5 protein-coding genes, 1 tRNA gene and 1 pseudogene are annotated in these 15,255 nt (G+C 71.1%); 4 read left to right on the top strand and 3 right to left on the bottom strand.

Annotated elements, in window-relative coordinates:
• Nucleotides 1–50: 50 nt before the first annotated feature.
• Nucleotides 51–3,263, bottom strand: a complete 3,213-nt coding sequence (locus tag ACZ303_RS11585) for an amidohydrolase family protein (RefSeq protein WP_467338194.1) — start codon at nt 3,261–3,263, stop codon at nt 51–53.
• A gap of 301 nt (nt 3,264–3,564) precedes the next feature.
• Here ACZ303_RS11585 and ACZ303_RS11580 point away from each other — a divergent pair.
• A tRNA-Pro gene (locus ACZ303_RS11580) sits at nt 3,565–3,641 on the top strand.
• Nucleotides 3,642–3,989: 348 nt separating this feature from the next.
• On the opposite strand, the pseudogene ACZ303_RS11575 reads toward ACZ303_RS11580, so the two are convergent.
• A pseudogene (locus ACZ303_RS11575) lies at nt 3,990–4,760 on the bottom strand (site-specific integrase); the annotation flags it as partial.
• Between the two features lie 688 nt (nt 4,761–5,448).
• Complete coding sequence (locus ACZ303_RS11570; protein ID WP_467337618.1) at nt 5,449–5,811, bottom strand: hypothetical protein; 363 nt, start codon at nt 5,809–5,811, stop codon at nt 5,449–5,451.
• A 422-nt stretch (nt 5,812–6,233) separates the two neighbouring features.
• Between ACZ303_RS11570 and ACZ303_RS11565 the strand changes: the two genes are divergently transcribed.
• Genes ACZ303_RS11565 through ACZ303_RS11555 form a run of 3 tightly spaced genes read left to right on the top strand, consistent with a single transcriptional unit; the run spans nt 6,234 to nt 15,197 of the window.
• On the top strand, nt 6,234–7,454 hold the full coding sequence (locus ACZ303_RS11565; RefSeq protein WP_467337617.1) for a ComEC/Rec2 family competence protein: 1,221 nt from the start codon (nt 6,234–6,236) through the stop codon (nt 7,452–7,454).
• Nucleotides 7,455–7,464: 10 nt separating this feature from the next.
• Nucleotides 7,465–12,843: a DUF6603 domain-containing protein gene (locus ACZ303_RS11560; RefSeq protein WP_467337615.1), complete on the top strand. Its 5,379-nt coding sequence runs from the start codon at nt 7,465–7,467 to the stop codon at nt 12,841–12,843.
• Entirely contained in the window at nt 12,840–15,197 is a 2,358-nt protein-coding gene (locus ACZ303_RS11555; protein WP_467337613.1) for a hypothetical protein, read from the top strand. The genes ACZ303_RS11560 and ACZ303_RS11555 overlap by 4 nt, the downstream gene beginning before the upstream one ends.
• The last annotated feature ends 58 nt before the right edge of the window (nt 15,198–15,255 follow it).

The raw sequence follows: 15,255 nt of genomic DNA, 5'->3' as shown, positions 1-15,255 counted from the left end.
CGGGCGGCGTCTCCCGGCGCCACCCGCGCACGGACCGCTGGGCCCGCTCCTCAGCGCGAGAGCTCCATGTCGCAGCAGGAGTCACGGCGCAACTGCCGCCCGACCTCCAGCCATTGCCCGAGCGAGCGCGCCGTGTGCCCGCCCGAGCCGGCCGCGCCGCTGTACGAGCCGACCAGCTCCGCCTGCTCGTACGGCACCCCGCCGCGCAGCACCGACACCGTCCGTACGAGCCGGTCGAAGTCCGTGAACGGATCGCCGTCCACCACCGTCACATCGGCCAGCTTGCCGGTCTCCAGCGTGCCCAGGTCCCGCTCCGCGCCGAACGCCCGCGCGGCCAGCACGGTCGCGGTGCTCAGGGCCTGCGCGGGTGACAGCCCGTACCGGTGCAGGGCCCGCAGTCCCATGTGGAGCGAGAGCCCCACGGGCACCAGCGGCGCGTCCGTACCCAGGGCGACGATCCCGCCGCCGGCCAGCACCCGGCGGTAGACGTCGATCTCGCGCTCCAGGGTGGCCAGCTGGTCGGCGGTCGGCCGTTGGCCGGCCGTCTGGCGCACGAGCGCCACGTCCCACGGCGGCATCAGCGCGGTGACCCGGGGGTCCTCCGCCAGCGCGGGCGCCTCGCCCAGCAGTGGCACCGAGGTGAACATCGTCGCGATCAGGTGGAAGTCCGTACCGGTGTAGATCTCCACGAGGTCCTGATAGGAGCGGCCCGTCGCCGAGGTGGCGTGCCCGAACTCCAGCCGCTGTGTGGCCTGGAGGTGGGTCGTGAGGTCCTGGCCGAGCTGGACGCCGGGCGAGCAGAGGTGGCTGCCGGTGCGCACGCCCAGCCGCTCGTGCGCGAAGCGCGCCGCGTCCTCCATCACCCAGCCCGGCGCGCGGACGTAGGTCTTCACGAAGTCCCACTCCAGCGCCGCGGCCCGGCTCAGCGATCTGCGCAGCCCCTCGCGGGTGCGGTGGGCGCGGCCCATGCTGTACGCGACGCGCGCGCCGTCCAGCAGCTCGCCGCTGGTCAGCATGCGGGGCCCGGCCAGCGCCCCCGCGGCGACGGCCTCCCGGATGCGGGCCTGCTCGTAGGCGAACCCGCCGAGCGAGACGGCGGTGGTGATCCCGTAGGCCAGCTGCAGCGCGGTCTGCCGGCCGCCGTAGGTGTTCTGGTACGGATGCGTGTGGGCGTCCCAGAGGCCCGGGATCACGGTGCGCTCCGACGCGTCGATCCTGCGCAGGGACGCCCGCCGGGCCCGGTGCGGCTCGACGGCGGCGATCCGCCCGTCGCGCACCACGAGATCGACGTCCTCCCGCACGGTCTCGCCGGTGCCGTCCCAGAACCTTCCGGCGTGGACGACGGTGTCGGCCGGGGTCGGGCGCCGGTAGTCGAGCGTGACGGGGACCGTACGGGCCGATCCGCCGGCCACCTCCAGCAGCCGCAGCCTCCCCGCCGACAGATAGAGGATCGTGCGGGAGTCCGCCGACCAGGACGGGTGGTCGGCCGCCTCGTCGGTCATGCGGCGCGGCTCGCCGTCGGGCGTCCCGTCGGCCCGTACGGGCAGCAGCCACAGCGCGGACTCGCAGACCACCGCCATGTGACGGCCGTCGGGCGACCAGACGGGCCCGGAGTCGTAGCGGTCGGAGAGGGAGGTGTGCGGGGCGACGGCGTGCAGCCGGACCTTGCCGGTTTCCGTGTCCACGATCCGGATGAGGTTGTAGCCCTCGCGGAATCGCTGGTTGAGGCGGTTGCGATCGCAGAAGGCGACGAAGCGCCCGTCGGGCGACCAGCTCGGTCTGCCGGGCAGGCCGCCGGCGCCGAGGGGCGCGGCGAGGACACGGTCGGTGCGGGCGGCGAGATCGCGCACGACGAGGTTCCCGGTCATGTCCAGACATGCCAGGTTCTTTCCGTCGGGCGAGAGGGCGGGGTAGACCCGACCGCCGTCGGCCAGCACGGTCTCCTCGCCGGAGGCGAGGTCGCGGCGGCGCACGGCGAGCAGCCCGTCGCGGTCGCCGGCGTAGATCAGGGCCCGCCCGTCGCGGGTCCAGGTCGGGCCGAGGAGGTAGCGGGTGGGGTCGGACTCGACGACGCGGCGCGGGCGCCCGCCCGCGACATCGGCGACCCACAGCGAGTTCAGCGCGGCGAAGGCCACCTGCCGGCCGTCGGGGGAGAGCGCGGGCAGGTGCAGGGCGCGTGCCTTGTGGACGCCGCCGCCGTCGAGGTCGTACCGCTTGACGCGGTAGCGGGGCCGCTCCAGGGGCAGCTTGGCGCTGAAGGGGATGGTGGTGGCCGTCCTCAGGGGCTGCCCGGGCCGGAGCAGCCGGAACTGCCCGCCCACGGTCAGCAGCAACTCGTCCCGCGACACCCACCGCGGCGGTACGGGCTCCACGTCGCCGTCGACCGCCACCGCGGCGCCGTCCACGACGAGGGTGCAGGTGGCGGTGGGCGCGGCGGTGACCCGCAGATAGGCCAGCCGACCGGCGGGGGAGACCGCCGGCGTCATCACCTGCCCGGCGGCGCTCTCGGTGTGCTCCACCCGCACCGGCCCCTGCCCATCGGCCGCGACGGACGCGACCGTACGGGCCTCCAGTGCGGTCCCGGCGACGCGCGCCCGGACGAAAAGCAGCCGCTTGCCGTCCGGCGACCAGACGGGATCGAAGTCCTCCCAGGCCCCGTCCTGGAGCGGCCCCTCCTGCCCGGCCACCCCCGTGACCTGCGAAAGGGCGCCACTACGGACGTCCACCACCCACACGCGGTACGGGCTGCCGGCCACCGGATCGCCGCCGCGCTCGGAGGCGAACGCGATCCGCCCACCGTCCGGCGACCACGCCGGCCCCCGGTCGTCCCAGGGCCCGTCGGTCAGCTGCCGCAGCCCGGACCCGTCCGGTCGCAGCGTCCAGAGGTGGAAGCCGCCCCCGCGATAGGCGCAGACGACGAGCTGCCTGCCGTCGGGGGAGTGGACGGGCCGGGTCGGCTCCAGATCCGCGGGCGTGATCGCCACGGCGTTCCCGCCGGCGCGCGGAATGGACCACAACACGTTCTGCACCTCGGCGACCAGCCGGTCCCCGGCCGGGGAGAGGCTCGCGGAACCATTGGTCGCGGCGGTGAAGGACAGCGTGGCCCCGGCGGTCCGGGGGCTCGCGGCGGCCGCGATGTCGGCCGGCAGGGTGGCGGTGACCCCGGCCACGGCGGCGGTCCCGGCCGCCGCCTGAAGGAACCTGCGCCGCGAGACGGGGGAGGGGAGGGGGGTGTGCGCGCCGACGAGACCAGGGGTGTCCAACTGTCCTCCTGTTGCGGGGGAGTTGCGCGAGTCACGAGCTGAAATCGGGACGCTCGATGGTCGCACGAGATACGGCCGGGAGGTCAACACCGCGCCGGGGGTGAAGGGGGTGCGCGGGGGCCCGGGCCTGGGCTGCGCGAAACAGGGTCGGGATAAATGGTGCATATCGGGAAAGATGTACGCAGGAGGGGCTGCCCGCCCGTGATCCACCCCGGCCAAACGCGTGCGCGGCCACCCGGTGGAGTGCGGTATTGTTCTCGTGCGCGGTCGGAAAGGGCAAAAGCCCGAGCCGGACGGGCACCGGGACGTGGCGCAGCTTGGTAGCGCACTTGACTGGGGGTCAAGGGGTCGTGGGTTCAAATCCCGCCGTCCCGACCAGCGATTTTCGCAGGTCGGAGGCCGTTCTCGCAGGGATGCGAGGGCGGCCTTTCTGATGTTGTGTCGGCTTGTGGTCGCAATGTGGTCGCACGCGCTCACCGCTGCCGGGGCTGTCCGGGGGTAAATCCTGGTGCTTGTGGGCTGTCTGATGGTGATCATCTGGTTGTGCAGCTGCGGGATGTGGTCGCAGAGCGGTCGCGGTGCCGGGATCGGACGTGGGGGAATGGGTGGCCGGTCGGCCTGGGTGAGGGTTTTGTCGATGGCATCGACGGCTTCGCGGGCGGCCTGAGTGGTGAGATGGCTGTAAACGTTCGCGGTCGTGGAGAGCGTCGAGTGCCGCAGAGTCTTCGACACCACGGTGAGCGGAACGCCAGCGTTAATCGAGATTGTGGCTGACAGGTGCCGGAGATCATGGATTGTCGTACGGGAGACGCCCGCTTTGCGGCAGAGTAGATGGAACCGGTTGAGGACGTACTCCGGATGGAGCGGTCGGCCGTCGGGACGGTGGAACACGAAATCACCTTCGAGCCCTGCCATTGTTGACGGGTGTCTGTCCCGGGCTCGGTAGTGGAGGGCGGTGGCGACGCGGCCGGAGACGGCGACCCAGTTCTTACTGCTCCTGGTCTTGGGCGTGGTGATCGCGAGACGGTTGTTGTCGATCGCGGAGAGCGTCGCGTGTATATAGAGGACGCGCTTGTCGAGGCGGACGTCGTCCCAGCCCAGAGCGAGTGCTTCTCCCTTGCGGATGCCGGTGCCGATGAGGATCTCGACAAGATCGCCCATGAGCGGATCGGCCGTATGGCAGTACCGCAGGAAGGCCACAGCCTCGTCGACGGTCCAGATGTGACGCTCGGCGGCTGCCGGCCGGGGGATGATCGTGGGCCGGGCGGGGTTGTGGTCGAGCCGGTGGTGCCGGACCGCCTCGCCGAGTGCGCTCGACAAGGTGGCGAGGATCCGGTGAACGGTGACTATCCCTCGTCCGCGCGAGAGCTGCGCCCGGACGAAGGCCGCGATGTGACCGTAGCCGAGATCGTCGAGCTTGATCTTCCCAAGCGCGGGGACGAGATCGTCCTCGACGTAGGCGCGGTAGCGGACCGTGGTCGTCGGCTTCAAGGTCATGGCCTTGGCTTGGAGCCAGGCAGTCAGGTAGTCGGCGACCGTCTGGTTCGGATCGGCGAGAAGACCCGCACCAGCGGTGTCGATCAGGCGCCGCAGGGCCTGTGCGGCGGTGTCCCGGTCGGGGAAGCCGCCACGACGGACGGTGTGACGCCCCGGCGCGCACTGAGGGACATCGACGGCGAACGTCCACGTGCCATGATCAGGATCGGCGAGGAGTCGTGGACAGCGTGATCCGAGCTGCTTGTGCAGCTGGTCCCGGCAGCTGCAGCGCCGGTAGACACGCCCCCGAGAAGCGGCGGAGCGCACACCATCGAACGATGCCCCTTATGCCCCATGTTGAGAACCCCTATTTGGCGGATATTGTCCGCATCTGATCAAGTGTCAACTTGACTGGGGCAAGGGGTCGCGGGTTCAAATCCCGCCGTCCCGACGGTACGAAAGAAGCCTCTGATTGGCGGGGAACCGCAGGTCAGAGGCTTCTTTCATGTGATCACCGGACGAGCCGCAGGTGCCGCACGGGCGCGGTCTCCGGGACCAGATTGGGACCAGCGGGTTCCTGGCGGCCCTCGGCGAGGTACAGGTGGCCTTCGGCGAGGTAGCGGTTGAGGGCGGCGTCGGCCAGGTGGATCGACCGGCGGCCGGGGTGTAATGGTGGAGTCGAGTATTGGAACCCTCGGAATGGGTGAGGCTATTCATCGAGGTACTGGTGTCTGGTGTCGGCGGGCGAGATGACGAGCTGGCCTTCGCGGACCTGCCACTCTGTCGTCCCGTCGACTTCGTGGCTGGCAAGGAACAGGCCTCGGATGCGGTCTCCGTCGTCGGAGGCTGCGACCCGGGCGATCTCCTGGAGCTGGTTCGTGAACCAGTCCAGGGCCGATGCGCGGATGTCGGCGCCGTAGAAGATGTAGTGGGTCCAGTTGGCCTGCTGCCGAGGTGTGCTCCATCCGCCGGAGTAGTGATCGTCCGCGTGGGACGAGATGATCTCCTGGATGCTGGCGAGTTGTGTCTCGTCGCACTCCAGCCATCCTCTGACCGACACGTAAACGCCCATCTTGTATGTCCTTTCTGTCGCTGTCAGTCCTGGTGTGAGAGCCGTCGGCTGACGTCGGCCGCGTAAACATGTTCCTGGACGCCGTTGTCGACCACGAGGTGTTCTACAGGGCGCTGCGGGAGCTCATTCTGGCGGCCGTGGGTGAGGATGGGGCCTGTTCTGGTCACTGAGGCCAACGGTTGCCGAGCGCGCCCTTACAACGCGCTTGCGTAGCAAGGTAGTTGACGAGGTGTCGGAATCGGACGTAGGGGCGGATCGACGGGCATCTAGCCAGATTGGCTCCAGAACACGCCATTGGCGGAGATTCTTGGGGATAAGTCCTCTCCGTGTGCGGTGGAATGGCCCGGCGACCGCGCGCTTGCGGACTGTCGTCCGGCGATGCGCGGTCCGTGACGGACCGACGCCATCGAGGGGATGACGACATGCCGGTCAAGGTGGTGTTCTTCAATGTGGGGCAGGGTGACTGCACGCTCATCACGTTCTACCAACCGGGGGCGACCAAGGCGCACGCGGCGGTGCTGCTGGACTGCGGGTCCAAACCCGGGGGAGAGGTGGCGCCACGGTCGCAGGCGGGGGCGCCTGCCGCAGGCACGGCCAAGCAGCGCTTGATCGCCCACCTCCGGAAGCGGATCGACGACCACCTGCGGGACCTCGTGAACCCCGGCGTCCTCGACTACCTGCTGATCAGCCACCCGGACGAAGACCACTTCAACCTCCTCGAAGACGTCCTGTGCGACCCCGCGACCGGGAAGCTCCGCTGCACGCTCAACAACGTCTGGTACTCGATGGGGCCCGACGACTACAAGGAGCGCAGCAAGACCTTCGTCAAAACCCTGCTGACCAACCCGGCAGCGCTGGTGGCCTCCGGTGGACATGTGCCCGAAGTGAAGCTGAAGCCGGACGAGGGCTTCCCGGAGAAGGTCTTCACCGGACACCCCTCCGCCGATCCGAACCTCTATCTGGTGAATGGCGGGGCGTTCGCGCATTCCGGCTACTCAAGCGCCGAGAAAGAACGCCTCGCCAACCTGTGCAGCCTCATCTTCCTGGTCGTCGGCGAGGACGACGGCACCGGCAAGCGCCAGAAGGCGCTACTGATGGCCGACGCCCTGGTGCAGAACGAGAAGGCCCTCATCACGCTCGACTCCACTGATCCCTCCCTCAAACGGGAGAAGAACCTCTGGCTCAAGGTCGGCCACCACGGCAGCAAGACCTCGACCTGCAGGCAGTGGCTGGAGTACACCACCCCTGACGCCCTGTTCGTCAGTACCGGACCCCTTCTCTTCGGCGGCAAGACGGCCACCTGCACCGACACCGATTTCCACCAGCGCATGCTGACCGACTGGGAAGACGTCCGCGACGCGCACAACGTCCCGGACCCCAAGGTCACCCGGAAGAAGCCGCGGATCGGGCACTGGGGCTTCGGATACCAGGACAACACGGGGACCCTTCCCTGGAAGTTCCAGTTCCAGGACATGACCGGGAGGGGCGTCTTCAGCACCCTCGGCGGGGCTCCGCTCCCCCCGGACCCATCGGTCCCCGGCAGCCCCGCGGGCGAATGGACGGGTCTCGACTGGGCCCTGTGGATCGGCCGCGACGAGTACGGCAAGGACGACGCCGGCGCGTACACGATCTCGTTCGAATAGGAGGCTTGCCATGGCGTTGACCGTCGACACGCTGCGCGCAACCCTGCGGGCCGCCGTAGGCCGACCGGAGCTCACCGTCCCACCGGAATTCCTCCAACTGGAGCCCGCCGAGGGGCTGTTCCGCGACCACCTCGCCGACGGCGTACTCCGGGTGCGCACACCTGAGATCGACGTGGACCGGCTCACGGCTGTCGGCGCTGTGCCACTCGCGAGCGGCACAGAGGCGCACACGGCCGTACGTTTCCTGGCCGACGACCGCCGAAGCCTCGTCGTCGGCGTACGGATCGACGCCGCCCTGCCCGCCGACGCGCACGAGCTGCCCAAAGAACTCCGCGACGCCCTTGTCCCGCTGGAGCGCTTCGGACTCGGCACCCTGCATCTCGTACTCGGAGTGGAACCAGCCCTCAACGAGCAGTCCGAGGCCCTGGTGGGCGCGGGCGCCGAGCTGAACTTCCCCAGCGCCCAGGCCGACCCCAAACCGTATCTGTGGGGTTACCCGCCCGGGCACGGCACCATCTGGCGGCTCGGCGCCGAATTCACGCCCGTACGCATCACGGCGCTGGACGACCTGAACGCCTTCGCGGCGCTAGGCAAGGGCGGCTTCGACTTGCCGTCCGACCTCGCACCCGGTACCGGCCTGGTGCTCACCGTCCTCACCGTCGCCTATACCGTGGGCCACGGCTCCCCGCAGGCCCCTGGCGCGAGTGGCATCCTCACGGTTCAGCCGACCGTGGGCCTCGATCGGGAGTGGAGCCCGCTGGACGGGCTCACGGTGAAGAACCTCCACGCGGAGTTCGCCGTGCTCAGCCCCTTCGCCGGTCCCCAGCTCCTCACCACGCTCGGCGGCACGGTCGAGCTCGCCCACGACATCGCCATCGACGTCGAAATCGGCCTCCCCGACAGTTCCTTGACCGGCACCCTGGCCCGGCCCGTCAACGCCGGGCAACTCCTCCAGGACCGCTTCCCCGGCATCCCCGTCCCCGACACCCTCACCGTCAGCGAACTCACCCTCTGGGCCGAACTCGCCTCCGACGCGGGGAACCGCGGCTACGGACTCGACCTCGCCCTCACCGACGTCTGGCGGCCCGTCCCCGGCATCGAGCTCAGCCAGGTCGTGCTCACCGTCTCGCACCAGGCCGGGATGACTCTGGCCGGGCTCGCGGCGCGGTGGCAGCTCGACGCGGGGGTGCTGGACGTCGCCGGCGCCTGGTCCTCCACCGACGGATGGGCCTTCACCGCACACGCAGTCGGCCTGCAACCTGCCGTCATCATGGGGCACTTGGGCATCGACGTGCCGGAAGCCCTGGTCGACCTGACCATCGAAGAACTCTCCGTCGCCTTCGACGTCCACGGTCACTTCGTCTTCGCCTGCACCACCACCCTCACCGTCGACGAGACCCCCGTCTCCCTCACTGTCACCGTCGACCGCACGCCCGGTCAGACCAAGGTCACCGGGCTCCTGCGGCTCACCGTCCCCCTCGCCAACGAAACAGAACGCGTCCTGGAGTTCGCCGTCGACTACACCGTCGACCCCACCGGCCGTACCCTCACCGCTCACTGGACCGGCACCCCCGGCATCACCTCCGGCGAACTCGCCGGAGCCGTCGGGCTGTCCATCCCCGCCGGCGTCCCCGCCGGGCTCCTGCCCACCCTCACCTCCGTCGGCCTCCGCTACGACACGACAGCCAGGCGGCTGCTGCTGTCCGCCACCACCGAGGCCGGCGGCGGCATTGTCGTCGCCTCCGTCCCCGGCACCCCGCGTGCCCTCGTGTTGCTCGTCGCCGCGAACATCTCCGACCTCAAACCCACCAAACTGTCCCAGCTCCCGCTCATCGGCGACCAGATCCCGCCGAGCGTGGACGTCGGCATCACCGGCATCCAATTCCTGGCCACGAGCAACGCGTTGGCCACCGCCCAGGTCCAGCAGGTCAACGCCGACCTCGACGCCACCGGCTGGACTGGCGGCAAGCTGCCCGACTCCGGGGCCGGACTGCCCAAGGGCGTGGTGCTCACCCTCCCGTACGAGATCGCCGGCCAGGCACAGGACCCGCTGGCCGTCTCCTTCGGCGGCGGAGGACAGAAACAACTCGCCGTACGGGACGGCAGCGGCGGCGCTTCGGAGTCCGCCGCCTGGGTCGACATCGGCCGCTCCTTCGGGCCCCTGCACCTGCAGCGCATCGGCGCCGGCTTCGACTCCGGCAAGGTGCTGGTGATGTTCGACGCCAGTATGGGCGCCGCCGGGTTCACCCTGGGCGTCATCGGCCTCGGGATCGCCCTCGACCTCGACACCATGACCGCCGAACCCCGCCTCCAAGGGCTCTCCGTCGACCTGCGCCGCAATCCGCTGCACATCGCGGGCGCTCTCGTCAACCGTCAGCCCCCGCCCGAGGATTACAAGATCCTCATCGAGGGCCTGCTCGTCGTCGAGATGCCGAAGTTCGGGGCGCTCGCGCTCGGCGCGTACCAGCGGCGCGGCGACGGCATGACGTCCTTCTTCGCCTTCGGCCGGCTCACCGGGACGTTCGGCGGACCGCCGCCGTTCCGCGTCACCGGCTTCGCCCTCGGCTTCGGCTACAACAGCGGCGTCCGCGTCCCCGAGCAGACGGAGATCGCCCAGTTCCCGCTGGTGTCCGGCCTGGACGGCGGTCTGCCCGACAACCCGCTCGAGATGCTCCCTCGGCTCACCGGAGGAGCCAACCCCTGGGTCAGCCCCGCCGAAGGGCAGATCTGGCTCGCCGGCGGCATCGACTTCACCTCCTTCGAGTTCATCCAGGCGCGCGTCCTGCTCCTCCTCGAAGTCGGCAACTCCCTCACCCTCGCGCTCATCGGCCGTGCCAACGCGAGCTTCCCGCAGAAGGGCGCCAAGAAGTACGCGCGCATCGGCGTCGACCTGCGCATCGTCTACCAGTCCGCGCGCGGCGAACTCGCCGCCACCGCACAGCTCGTGGACTCCTACGTCATCGACCCGTCCTGCGTGCTCACCGGCGGCTTCGCCTTCTACTCCTGGTTCGGGCCGAGCCCGCACGCCGGGGACTTCGTCCTGACCGTCGGCGGCTACCACCCGGACTACAAGCCGGTCCCGGCGCACTACCCGGTCGTCCCCCGCCTCGGCTTCACCTGGTCCGTCGGCTCGGCCGTCACCGTCAGCGGCGGCGCCTACTTCGCGCTCACCCCGAACGCCGTGATGGCGGGCGGATCGCTGGACGTGCGCTACAAGGCCGGAAACGTCGAGGCCTGGCTGACCGCGCAGGCCAACCTGCTCATCCAATGGGCGCCCCTGCACTTTCGCGTCGGGATCTCCGTCCGCGTCGGCGCCCGCGTCAAGCTGCTGTTCACCGTCAGCGGCGAGATCGGCGCCTCCCTCGACCTGTGGGGGCCGCCCACCGGCGGCACGGTCACCGCGAAATTCATCTTCATCAAGGTCACCGTCAAGTTCGGTGCCCCACTGTCCGGTCCGGACGCGCTCACCTGGGACGAGTTCCGTACCCAACTCCTGCCGGCCAAGGCCCCGCTCACCGCCCACCCGATCACCGGACTCCTCACCGACCCCGACGCCGACCCGGCCCTGAGGGCCGCCCGCATCAAGGCCGGTGAGGAACCATGGCTCGCCGACCCGGCGGGATTCTCCTTCGCGGTCTCCTCCGTCGTGCCCACGGCACAGGTGCGGTTCAACGAGCGCCCCCCGGAGAGCAACCACACCGTCGACATCCGGCCCATGAAGGAGAAGGGCATCGACGGACTGCTCCACGTCACCGTCGAGTACAGCAACACCCGCCGCCGGCAGGCCGCTTCCTGGCATTCCCTGCCGCACGACGACAAGTGGCAGATGGAAGCCGAGCACGGGAACGTGCCCTTCGCACTGTGGGGCGACCCCGACGTCCCCCAGGACAAGACCATCGGCCAGGACCCGCTGCTCGACCACCTCACCGGCCTGCGCGTCACCGTCCCCGCCCCCAAGCTCAACGGCCAGGACCTCGGCCCCATCGCCGAACGCGACCTCGCCTGGGAGAAGCTCCACCCCGACGCCACGCTCCCGCTCGACCCGAACGCCGGCCCCACCGGCTCGCCCGTCGAACTCGCCGAACCCCTCGGCGCGGGCGTGACCGTACTCGCGGAACAGATCGCGGGCCTCGCGGCGGGCTCGGCCCGTACCCGCATGCACGGCGTCTTCGCCGGCCTCTGCCCCGACATCCCGTTGCCCAACGGCACGGTCGGCGACTACGCCGAGCAGGCCCGTACCGCCGGACTCGACGCGGACCCGCTGCTGCTCACCGAGGACCATGTACCGCCCGCACCCGGCCCCGTCGTCCTCGTCCTCGACGACACCACCGGGACCATCCTGTCCGTGGACCCGGACACGACGGCCGTCGTCGGACGGGTGCCGGTCGGACAGCACGGCCCGTACCTCGCGGTGACCTCGGCGGACGGGGCGACGCTCTACGCGGCCGGTACGGACCCGAAGCAGCTCGCGGTCATCGACGTCGTGGCCCAGCGGGTACGTCCGCCGCGTACCGGAATCCAGCTCGCCGGGCCGCCGACGGTGCTCGCGGTCAAGCACGACAACTCCCGTGCCGTCGTGGCCCGTCCGGCAAGCCTCACGGCCGCTTCGGTCGATCTCACCGGGAGCGCTGGGCCGGTCGGCACCGACGTCGGTCAGGACGTGCAGAAGATCGGCAGGATCTCGGTCGATGTCGAGGCAGGCCGCCTGTACGTCACAGCCAACGACCTCAGCAAGACGTTCACCTACGACACTTCGACCGGCGACCGGGTCGGCGACGGCGTCACCGGGCCCGCGACGCCCACGTTCGTCACCGCCGGCGAGCCGGGCCGGGTGTACGTCTACGGGGCCGAGGCGAGCAGCAACGGGCAAGTGCAACTCGTGACGGTGCCGAGCAGCGGCGCGTGGTACCAGCCGTACAACCTCTCCGCGCGTGGCACCGCGCTGGCCTTGCTCACCAACTCGGGCCGACGCGGCGTCCTGTTGCGCAAGGTCGGCGACGGCGGGCAGGTGGTGACGCTGTACGAGCGCCAGGGCTCCACCAAGGACACCATCGCGGAATCCGTCGTAGCCATCGGCCCCGACCCCCGCTCCCTTACCCTCGACCCGCGCGACCGCGCCTGGGTCCTGCACGCGTCCGCCGTCTCCGTCGTCGGCGGCGGCAGGCTGCTGGGCGAACTCGTCCTCGACGCCGTGCCGTTGTCCGTCACCTTCACACCCGACGCCGCCCGCGCGTTCGTCGCCTGCGACGACGCGACCGTCACCGTCGTCGAGATCCACGACAACGCGCCGGTCACCGCCGAGCACTGGCAGCTGCCGCCCGGCACCCGCGCCTCCGCCGCCCTCTACACCGTGTTCGCCGCCACCTCCTCGGAAGGGGCCGCCCGATGACGGACCAGCGCCGAGCCCCCGCGCCGGCCACCGACCCCAGCTTCGTCCTGCGCTTCCAGGACAACCGCGAACCCGCCATCAACGCGGGGCTCTACCGAGTACGGGCCACCCAGACCCTGCCCGGCGTGGACACCGGCGACTACCTGGTGCCCGTCGAGGAGACCTTCGAGGTCCGCGCCCCGCAGTTCGCGCTCGCCGACGAGCAGGTACACGCCGTCAACCCGGCACCCGAGGCCCGCTCCGACTACTCCACGACCCTCGCCCACCTCACCCTCCCCGATCCGCTCCTGCCCTGGATGCGCCGCCTGGACGAGTCCGGCGCCGCCCTCGGCGAAGCACCGGAAGAGCCCTGGCTCGCCCTGCTGCTGTTCGCGGAGGGCGAGCTGCCCGGCGACCCCGAGTCCGTGGCCCTGACCGTGCCCATGACGGCGGAGGAACTGCTCACCGACGCCACCGGGGTACGCCACCCGCGCATCGATCCCTCCCGGATCGAGGGCGACCCGACCGCGCTCTGCCACACTGTCACGATCCCCGGCGACATCTTCGCCACGGTCGTCCCGCGCACCGACGAGCTGCGGCACCTGATCCACGTCCGGGACGTACGCACGGACACCGGGCTGCGCGGCGAACAGCTCGCCGAGGGCGCCTACGCGGTCGTCCTCGCCAACCGGCTGCCCGACCGCGAGCGCGAGGTCCGCTACGCCGCGCACCTCGTCGCCCTGGAGGGCTGCCGCTCCATCCTCGCCGACGCCGACGCCGGGCGGCTGACCGCCGACGTGCGCATCCGCCTCGCCGCGCTGCACAGTTGGTCCTTCACCAGCAATCCGGCACCCGGCGGCGGCTTCCCGGGCCGGGTACGGCACTTCCTCTTCGACGCGGACGGCAAGGAACGCGATCTGCTGCTGCGCGTCCCCACGCCACCGGCCGCGCCGCCCGCCGGAACCGATCCCGCCGCGTACACCACGGCCCGCGCCCGGCTGGTCTCGGGCCGGGTGCCGCTGGCCCACGGCCTGGAGACCGGAGAACGCGGTTACGCGTGGTACCGGGGCCCGCTCACGGCCGAGCCCGCGCGGCCACTGCCGACGCCGCCCGCCGCCGGCTGGACGAGCGCCGCGCAGCTGATGGCGTACGAGAAGGCGTGGGGCCTGTTCGACGCGGGCTGGGGCGCGGCCTGGACCCTGGGCCGCGCCCTGGCCCTCGCCGACGCGGACTTCGCGGCGATGCTGACGGCGTGGCACGCGAAGGCCCGTACGCGGGCGGCGATGCTGGCGCAGCAGCTGGCGGCGGCGGGGCTGGAGGCGGTGGGGCTGGCGGCGGGCGCGGACGATGCAGGCGCCCGAGCCCTCACCCCCCGCCCCTTCGGCACCCTCCTCGAAGAGTTCGCCGCCACCGGTGCCGCCGCTCGTCTCCTGCGCGCGGGCACCCACCCCGCCGAGACCCGCCACGCACCCCCGCCCGAGCCCTTCCACCGCACCCCCGTCGCCGGGCGGCGCGGGGCCGGGCGGTCCGCGCGGACCGCCGCACTGCTCGCCGACCCCCCGGCCGTGCTCCGTACCGCCCTCACCGCCCAACTCGCCGACGCCGCCGCCCCGATCAGCGAGTGGCTGCGACGGCTGCGGCTCCTGCACAACATCCCCTTCCCCGACCTCGTGCCCGACGAGCGCGCCCTGCCCGCCGAGTCGCTGCGGGTCTTCTACGTCGACCCCGGCTGGCTCACCGCGCTCGTCTCCGGCGCGGTCGGCATCGCCATCACCGGCGAGAGCGACGCCGCCCTCGCCCGGTTCGCCGCACCCTGGGCACGTACCGGCGATGAGGGGCCCACGCCCCGCGCGGGTGTGATCATCCGGTCCGCGCTTGTGCGGGAGTGCCCGGGGCTGCTCGTCCGCCCCTACCGGGGCCACGGCGACGGTCGGCAACCCATCGCCGTACTGCGGCAGGACGTCCTCGGTCCGGACGTCCTCCTGGTCCTCTTCGAGCAGGTACCCGACGAGGTCGAACTGGCCGAGCCGCCCGAGGGCCTGTCCTTCGGCATCGATCTCGACCTGGCCATGAAGAGGGTGATCGACCTGCGGCGTTTGGACGCACCCGATGTGGCCCAGCAGATCGACGGACAGGCGTTCCCGCATCCCGTCGGCCCCGACGGGCTCGACGCCCACCTGCGCCCCGACCCCGGCGGACGCCGGGTCGTCCTCGACCTGCGCCCCGCCGCCACGGACGGACTGCTGCGGAAACTCGGCACGAGGCTCACCGAACTCGGCCAGCAGGCCGCCGCCGACTTCGGCCCCGCCGGACTCGCCGTCCAGCTCGTCAACGCGCCCCGCCGCCAGCTCATCACCCGCGCGACGACCCGATGACCGCCAACCATCCGAAGGAAGGGCAGAACAGCGCCGTGACGCCACCCTCCGCAGCATC

It is taken from the genome of Streptomyces sp. NPDC023527 (assembly GCF_055560115.1).
The sequence above is the reverse complement of the archived record's forward strand: the minus strand, read 5'-3'. Positions and strand labels throughout refer to the sequence as shown.

Excerpts from the sequence above, each read along its gene's own strand:
- ACZ303_RS11570 (WP_467337618.1), bottom strand. The coding sequence starts at position 5,811 with ATGGGCGTTTACGTGTCGGTCAGAGGATGGCTGGAGTGCGACGAGACA.
- ACZ303_RS11565 (WP_467337617.1), top strand. The coding sequence starts at position 6,234 with ATGCCGGTCAAGGTGGTGTTCTTCAATGTGGGGCAGGGTGACTGCACG.
- ACZ303_RS11560 (WP_467337615.1), top strand. The coding sequence starts at position 7,465 with ATGGCGTTGACCGTCGACACGCTGCGCGCAACCCTGCGGGCCGCCGTA.
- ACZ303_RS11555 (WP_467337613.1), top strand. The coding sequence starts at position 12,840 with ATGACGGACCAGCGCCGAGCCCCCGCGCCGGCCACCGACCCCAGCTTC.